This is a genomic window from Calditrichota bacterium, from assembly GCA_016867835.1.
In the GTDB taxonomy this organism is placed as follows: domain Bacteria; phylum Electryoneota; class AABM5-125-24; order Hatepunaeales; family Hatepunaeaceae; genus VGIQ01.
In genome coordinates this window covers 1-7,444 of the sequence record VGIQ01000124.1, presented here as the reverse complement: position 1 = coordinate 7,444, position 7,444 = coordinate 1, and the positions used below count along the sequence as shown (strand labels likewise).

Annotated in this window: 4 protein-coding genes; 3 read left to right on the top strand and 1 reads right to left on the bottom strand. The window is 52.3% G+C overall.

From position 1 onward, the window contains the following. Both FJY67_10405 and FJY67_10400 read left to right on the top strand, forming a co-directional pair. Positions 1-1,585, top strand: a 1,585-nt coding sequence (locus FJY67_10405; GenBank protein ID MBM3329861.1) for an AAA family ATPase, incomplete at its 5' end; no start/stop codon positions are given. 766 nt (positions 1,586-2,351) lie between these two features. Next, positions 2,352-3,926: a T9SS type A sorting domain-containing protein gene (locus tag FJY67_10400; protein ID MBM3329860.1), complete on the top strand. Its 1,575-nt coding sequence runs from the start codon at positions 2,352-2,354 to the stop codon at positions 3,924-3,926. Positions 3,927-3,974: 48 nt separating this feature from the next. Here the strand turns inward: FJY67_10400 and FJY67_10395 are convergent, their stop codons facing one another. Continuing rightward, positions 3,975-4,271, bottom strand: coding sequence for a hypothetical protein (locus FJY67_10395; GenBank protein MBM3329859.1), 297 nt, complete (start codon positions 4,269-4,271; stop codon positions 3,975-3,977). 363 nt (positions 4,272-4,634) lie between these two features. Here FJY67_10395 and FJY67_10390 point away from each other — a divergent pair. After that, on the top strand, positions 4,635-7,444 hold a 2,810-nt coding region (locus tag FJY67_10390; protein MBM3329858.1), incomplete at its 3' end, for a hypothetical protein.

Here is a 7,444-nt window from a genome sequence, read left to right as displayed (position 1 = left end):
AGTTCCTGCTTGGGTTATGCCATTGCATCGCGTTTGGGATACTGTGAAAGCAAGCCCGGAGATATTCGACGTGATTATTGTTGACGAGGCTTCCCAATGCGGACTTGAAGCGCTTCCTCTATTCTATCTTGCAAAGAGGATTATAATAGTTGGAGACGACAAACAAATAAGCCCCGAATCCGTCGGAATTGACCGAAATACTGTCAATGCCCTTATGAAACAGTTCTTGAAGGACTTCCAGTTTAGTAGTTCTTTTGATGTAGAGAGCAGCCTCTTCGACCAAGGAAAACTCCGCTACGGTAGGCGTCAGGTGTCCCTTCGTGAGCACTTTCGTTGCATGCCTGAAATAATCAAATTCAGCAACGATTTGTGTTATAGCGCTTCACCCCTTATTCCTTTGCGTCAATACGGTCCCGATCGCTTGACGCCGCTTAAATCTGTTTACATTTCAAACGGATGGCGAAGAGGTTCCGACAGCAAGGCAGTTAATGAGCCAGAGGCCGATGCAATTGCATCTACGATTGCTGAATTGTGCAAGGACTCAAGTTACAAAGACAGAACAATGGGGGTCATTTCTTTGCAAGGAGATGCTCACGCAGGTCTAATTGAAAGAAGACTTCTTGACATTATTGGCGCTGAGGAGATATCCAAGAGGCGTCTCATCTGTGGGAATCCCTACAGTTTTCAAGGTGACCAAAGAGATGTTATTTTTCTTTCAATGGTGGCGTCGCCTAACGAAACCATTGGCGCGCTAGCAAGGGCTTCTGACGAGCGGAGATTCAATGTCGCCGCAAGCCGTGCCCGCGACCAAATGTGGCTCTTCAATTCGGTAACAGTGAATGACTTAAGTTCAACTTGCATGCGACGGCGGCTGTTGGAGTTCTTCCAGAACACCGAAATTCGAAAGGTTGCCGGAATGGAGGTGACAGAGATTGAACGTCATGCACAACAGGACAATCGCTCCATCGTCAAGCCCCCTGCTCCCTTCCGCAGTTGGTTCGAGGTGGATGTTGCGTTAGAAATTGCTCGGCGCGGATACAATGTCATTCCAGCATATAAGGTCGCTGAAAAGGAAATTGACTTAGTCATTGAGGGAGGAATATCCCGGCTTGCAGTCGAATGCGATGGTGACCATTGGCATGGATTGGACGAATATGAAAAGGATATGGAGCGCCAGAGGATATTGGAGCGATGCGGTTGGGAGTTCTATCGGATTCGTGAATGTGAATTCTATCTTGAACAGGAGAAAGCACTCAAACGATTGTGGATCAAACTTGAAGAGCGCAACATTCTACCTCAAGTTCGGTCATCGAAAATTGTATACGACACTGTCGTCACGCAAGAGGAAGAGAAGTCCGAACGCTTGAATCGGATTGAGATTGGGTCATACGTTACCTATTTCAATGAGAAGGATAATCGCGAGGCACAGGCTCTAATCTCTTCTGCACCATCAAAACCGGCATTTGGGACAATTAACCCGGCTACTCCGATTGCTAAGGCGCTACTTGGTGCAACGGCGGGTGAGACTGTTATCGCACATCTTCCAAGTGGTGATGTGAAGCTCAAGGTCTTACGCATTGATTGATTCCGTTTCAATGGAGCCGCACCACCCTCTCACCCTCGATATCCTATCTTCAGTTCGTGCTCTTCTTTGTCTTCACCTCCTTCCATCACCTTCCGTCACCCTTCCGTCACATCGTATCTTCCTACTATAGCATCAGATACGCCCCGAGCGTGACGATGTGACGATTCTTCTGCATCACCCCCCCTCCGATGCCGATCCCGGGCAACTGCATGGCCGGGTGCTATTCGACACCGTCAACCGGCTGCATATCTCACGCTTGAGGTCAAAGGCGGACTTCATCCGGCTGCTTGCGTAGGCAGCCACGTCACCACACCCGGCAGCAGGGCGTCAGGTGCGAACTTGACGCCCTTTGTCGTTGGGGGGGGGACTGAGGCTGCAAAAATAGATTCGCCGGGGTATTGACAAAGGGTCTTCCGAACCGTATATTTTTTGGTACGGCAGAGTTGCCCCTCTTGAACTCCGCCATGACCGCTGCTGTTCCGTTCGATCTGTTGAAGGCTCCGCCCCTTTAGAGGGCTTCGAGGTTTGTCCATGACACCACCATCGCTAAGGAGGCTTGCAATGTTCGCTCGGTCCCTATCTCACCCTCTCGTGAGCATGCTCACAATCACAATCGTCTCTCTCTCTCTCTCTCTTCTTTTTTAGCCTGACTGCCGGAGACGCCATGGCTGCGACCTACGTCTTCGGCGAGGACGGGCAGAGGTCGGAGGAAGTGCAAAACGAAGCAGACTTGATTTTGCAGCCGGGTGGCATTAGGTTATAGGGTATGAAGCGGACGACAAGACATAGGCGGACGTGGGGGCTATGGCTCGCGCTGGCGGTCCTGGGGGCGACGGGAGGACCCTGCCCGGCGGAGGCGAGGCAGTGGTCGGAGGAGGTGCAGTTGACCAACGTCGGTCGTATGCATATGAGCGGAAGCCTCTTTAGAATCGTCGTTGACAGCCGCGATGTGATCCACATGGGCTACAAAGTTGGCCGTGCAGGACTTGAAGGTCAATTTGGAAGTCAAGCGGCATACCAGAAGTTCGACAAGTTCGGGCAGGCCTTAACAGATCCACTTCCGATAGGGCTCTTCTTCCCGCAAGATGAGGATCGGGGAGGACATTGCTGGGATGTCTGCTTAGATCGCAATGAAAACGTTCACTTGCTGTGGGGTGGGGAGGAACTCTTCCACACGATGTTCACATCGGATGGTGAGCACATTCAGACCGTGCGATTGGAAGGAATCGTCCAATCTGTCGGACATTTTTACGGCGCACCGCGGATGTCTATCGATTCGCAAGAGCGACTTGTTATACTGTCGCGCACTGAACTTTGGGATCCGGTCCGTAGGTGGCGCGACTACTTCCTGGCATATGGCAGGTGGACTTTCGAAGGAGAGTTGATCGATACCCTCCACTTTCTTGCAGATGGATATGAAGGCGAAGTTGCGCAGGACCCGGAACTCACAATAGATGATGGTGACACGCTGCATATAAGTTGGAATCAGCATCCTATGGATCCGAAATGGTTCTACACCAAGATTGCACCTGACGACGAGCGCGCAATCGGCCCAGTGGAGATCCCTGCGCCCGACGGTATCGACTATCGAAACATTGTTTCGAACATCTTAATCGATACCGAACACCGCATCATTATGCGCCTGCTGGTCCATAGCAACGGTTGGTTGACCATCACCGACAATCTCATCCAGTGTCTGCCCAACTTCGAACTTCGATATGATCAAATAATCGAAGGAGAGGGTCGAGGGGGATTTTGGGGGCAACTTGTCTTTAATCCCAATCGGGATCGCATCTATATGGCAGCGGGGCGGGTTTTCCCCCAGTTCCCCCGCTTTGGAACTTCCTTCGCCAGTTTCGATCTCGACGGCAACTATATTGACTCACTTCAATTCATCGAAAGACGCGGCACCAATACCCGCCGGATGGCGCTCTTTTCAGATTCGTCGGTGGCGGTTCTGTGGGCTGACAGTCGATGGAATAATAACAACACTGGCGATGAGATATTCATGCGATATTCGCCATTGCCGAATCGAGTAGCGAAAGAAAGACCGATCCTCCCTCCAGACAAGTCTTCGCTCATTGCCTATCCCAATCCATCGAACGGTTCAGTAATTATTCAATTTACGGCACAGCGCTCTGGCGAGTATCATCTAAGCATGGTCGATTTGCAAGGCCGGGAAATCTGGTCTTCGAGATTCGCTGTCAACAGTCCGCAAACCAAGATCATTCAATGGAATGGAAACAACAGGTATGGTAATCCCGCTCCCAGTGGAAACTACCAATGTAAGGTCGAGGGTGCATCAACGTCAGTTTCAATCATCATTAAACGTATCCGATAATCCATCTCAATTCACAAAAGAGGAAACACCATATCACACTTCAGAAATTCACTCGTCACTGCAAGCATCCTTACACTTGCTGGAATCTTTACCTGTGTAACGATCAATGCTCAGCCGCAGTGGAACAACCTGGGGGATTGGACTCCGCTCGAAATCGAAGGCATCTGGCAGCAGCCGACGGGGATCTACTGGTTCGGCCCGGTCGTCGCCGACCTCGACGGAGACGGCGTCAAGGAAGTCATTATCGCCGACTGCCGACGCATCCGCGTCTTCGATGCTGTTGGCGTGGAAATCGAACTCGACGAGCCCATTGAGGTTCCTGAGAATCTCTGGTCCGAAGACCAAAATGGCAATCCTACAGGCTATGCCATCCGGGGCGTTCCGGCGGTGGGCGATGTGACGGGTGATGGATTGCCCGAAATCGTCTTCACGATAGGCAAGAATGATTCAGATTATACGTATCAACAATGGCATAGTCTTGGCGGCGGTTTAGGACATTTTCATCAAGTTACCGTAATTCCAAGCAACACTGAACTCTATATCTGCAGCGGTGTATCCGGTGAGATTATCGGAAGAAGCGGCCTGATCGGCCTCGATTTTGCTAGTGACGAATTTGATCTGAAGCACTGGATTAGGGCCTGGACGCCAGTCCTTGCAGATGTTGACGTCGTTGACTACCAGACCTCACACTCATTCGAAGATGGGAGGATGGAAATCATTCTAGGTGGGTGGAGCAACAAGACCAGGACCGGGAATGGACCAGGAGGCTGTGTTTGGCCCAACCCTACTGGTGAACGGTGGGTTACAATGGTGATAGCATTCGATACAGAATCCAACCCCCCCCTTCAATTGCGATCAAAGGTGATGAGCGGCTATGGCGGCGGAGCGCCTGGCGAGACTTCTGATCACTCTTTGATTCCCGCCGTCGGCGATATGAACGGCGATGGCAAGAAGGAAGTCGTTTCTACTTCCCGTGACTACATCTGGATTCGCACCTATGATCCTGCAACCCAAACATTGTCGCTGGTTACTCAGGTTACCCGCCCCGGTCATCCCAATGCCGCGACCTATTTCGGCGGCATCGGTCCTACTCTGGTCGATCTAGATAACGATGGGACTCTGCGAGCACTTCTACCCTATCAAGATGATCAGAACCGAACTTTCGTCAATGCTATCGACATTAACGGCAACAATCGGCAGAATTGGGGACCGGGTGGTAATCTACTTCCAGGCACATACGCCCTCAATCTGCGCGAACAGATAGCAGCCGGCGATGTCCGACGCAACGGACTGCCATTTGCCGCCTTACATACGACGGGCGGGAATTCAGACCCCGTCTTCTGGGTGCAGAATGATCAATCGGAATTCGACCCCAACGCTCGTTGGCCGGTTCCGACGAACAATAATGAGCACCCCGCCGGAGTCATGCTTTCAATGGCTGATATCGGCTACGGAGCGTTTGTCAACCTTTTTGGTTCGGGCAAATGGCGAAACAACAATCTGCACGTCATGAGCATCGAAGAGGGCATCGAGACAGAATTCAACTTCACTGGCGATTCTTACTATTCAACTCCTATAATAACCAATCTTAACGACGACAATCGCCTTGAAGTGATCTCCAGTTCCTTCAATGCGAATCGCACCCGGATGTATGTTCGGGTGTGGGAATTGACGGGACAAAATGCGCCGGATCTCGACGAATCAGGAAATGAGTTGGCGGTCGTCGAATGGTCTCAACTCGGCAACGGCCCTCGCCACACCGGGCTTTATGCACAACCTTATAAAGGGTGGCTTCCCAGAGGGAGTACCTATTGGCGAGATAGAGTGATAGTCGCCGATGATGTTTCATTCGGATACAATCAAATACTTCAATTCAACTCTTCACTTTACATCATGCCAAACACCGTCGTTGAATTCAATACTGAAACGGGTTTGCGATCCTACGGACAATCATTGAATTATGAATTCTGGGCAGGTCGGAATATAGTATTCAAACCCAATGAAGAAGGTGGCTGGTATTACCTGCCATTGGTTTATGGAGGAGAGTTAGAGGATGGACTAATTGTGGATGGTCGTTTCCAGATCCAGCCCGGTGGCAGTATGACTTTCATCGGCTGTCAATTTATATCAGCAATTGGCAGCGGAACGGCCTTCACCGCCGATTCCGCCACTGTCTCCTTCCACAACTGCACCTTCCGCGGTTATTCCACTGCGCTGTCGCTATCCAAATGTACCGGCACGATCGAAAATTGCACCTTCGAGGACATCACCGGCATCGCGGTCAGCCTCGAAAACTGCACCTCGACCGGCGGCATTGAGATAGAAAACTGCACCTTCACTAACTCCGGCAACGCCGCAGTTTATGCCTACAACAGCGTCGTCGATATTCGCGAATGCACGATCACTGGATCGGGGCAGGGGACGCTCGGCGCCGCAGTTTATGGCTACAATTCGACGCTCACGCTGTTCCACAACGACATTTCCGGCAACGCCCTCTCCGCCGTCCGCAACACCGGTGGAGGGGCGCTTTTCCTCACCGACTGGCTCACCACCTTCGCTAATCGCTTTTCGGACAACCTGACCGCCTCGCATACCCCAAAGACCGATTCGACCTGGGCGGAACTGATCCAGGTCTCGCCCTCCTATACTTATTGGAGCAGCGGACACAACGACTTCATCAACAATGCAGGCGACTACTTGATCTCCAGCCATGGCTACAACCTCACCCAAATGCCGTTCGACGGGTCCTATAACTACTACAAATGCAATGGGACGGTCGGTTCGGGGGATTTCTATCCGACCTCGTCGGTCACCTATTCGCCCTCCGACCTGACGCCGAACTACACCTCCAGCATCGAGGACGAGCGCGCGGCGCTGAGCCGGTTCCGATCCGCGAAATTTGCCGCCGATTCAGGAAACTACGCTGCCGCGCGTGAGGGCTATCTGGCGGTAGTGAGCGACTATCCCGCGACGGCCGTGGCGCCGGGCGCACTGAAGATGTGGTATTTACTATCTACGGTCGGTGAGCGTGAAGCGGTGCTTAACGAAATTGCTGAGGATCGAGTAGCAACGTCGCTGGGCAAATATGCCTTCCGGCTGGCGAACCAGGACCTGGTCGAAGCAGGCGAGGCCGCCGGTGCCGTAGCCCGTCTCGAAGCGGCATTGGAGGACGCTCCAGCCCGCCTCGACAGCCTCTATTATGCCATCGACCTTGCCTATGCCGAGTTGGCGCTGATTCGACAAGGTGGGGATGAATTAGATGCCGCCGGGAATGACAGGCGGGTGCTGGCGCTACATAAAAAGATCGATGCTTTACTGGCGAACCTGAACGGCCGCCCTTTTGACTCCGGGGCAGTCGATGCCGGCCTTCCAAATGAATTTGCGCTTCTCGAAGCTTTCCCCAACCCTTTCAATTCATCCCTCTCCATCCACTACACCCTCCCTCGTCCCGGTCATTGGGCCTTGCGGCTATACGATCCCCGCGGTGCCGAGGTGATGCTGCTAAAGGAAGGCTTCCT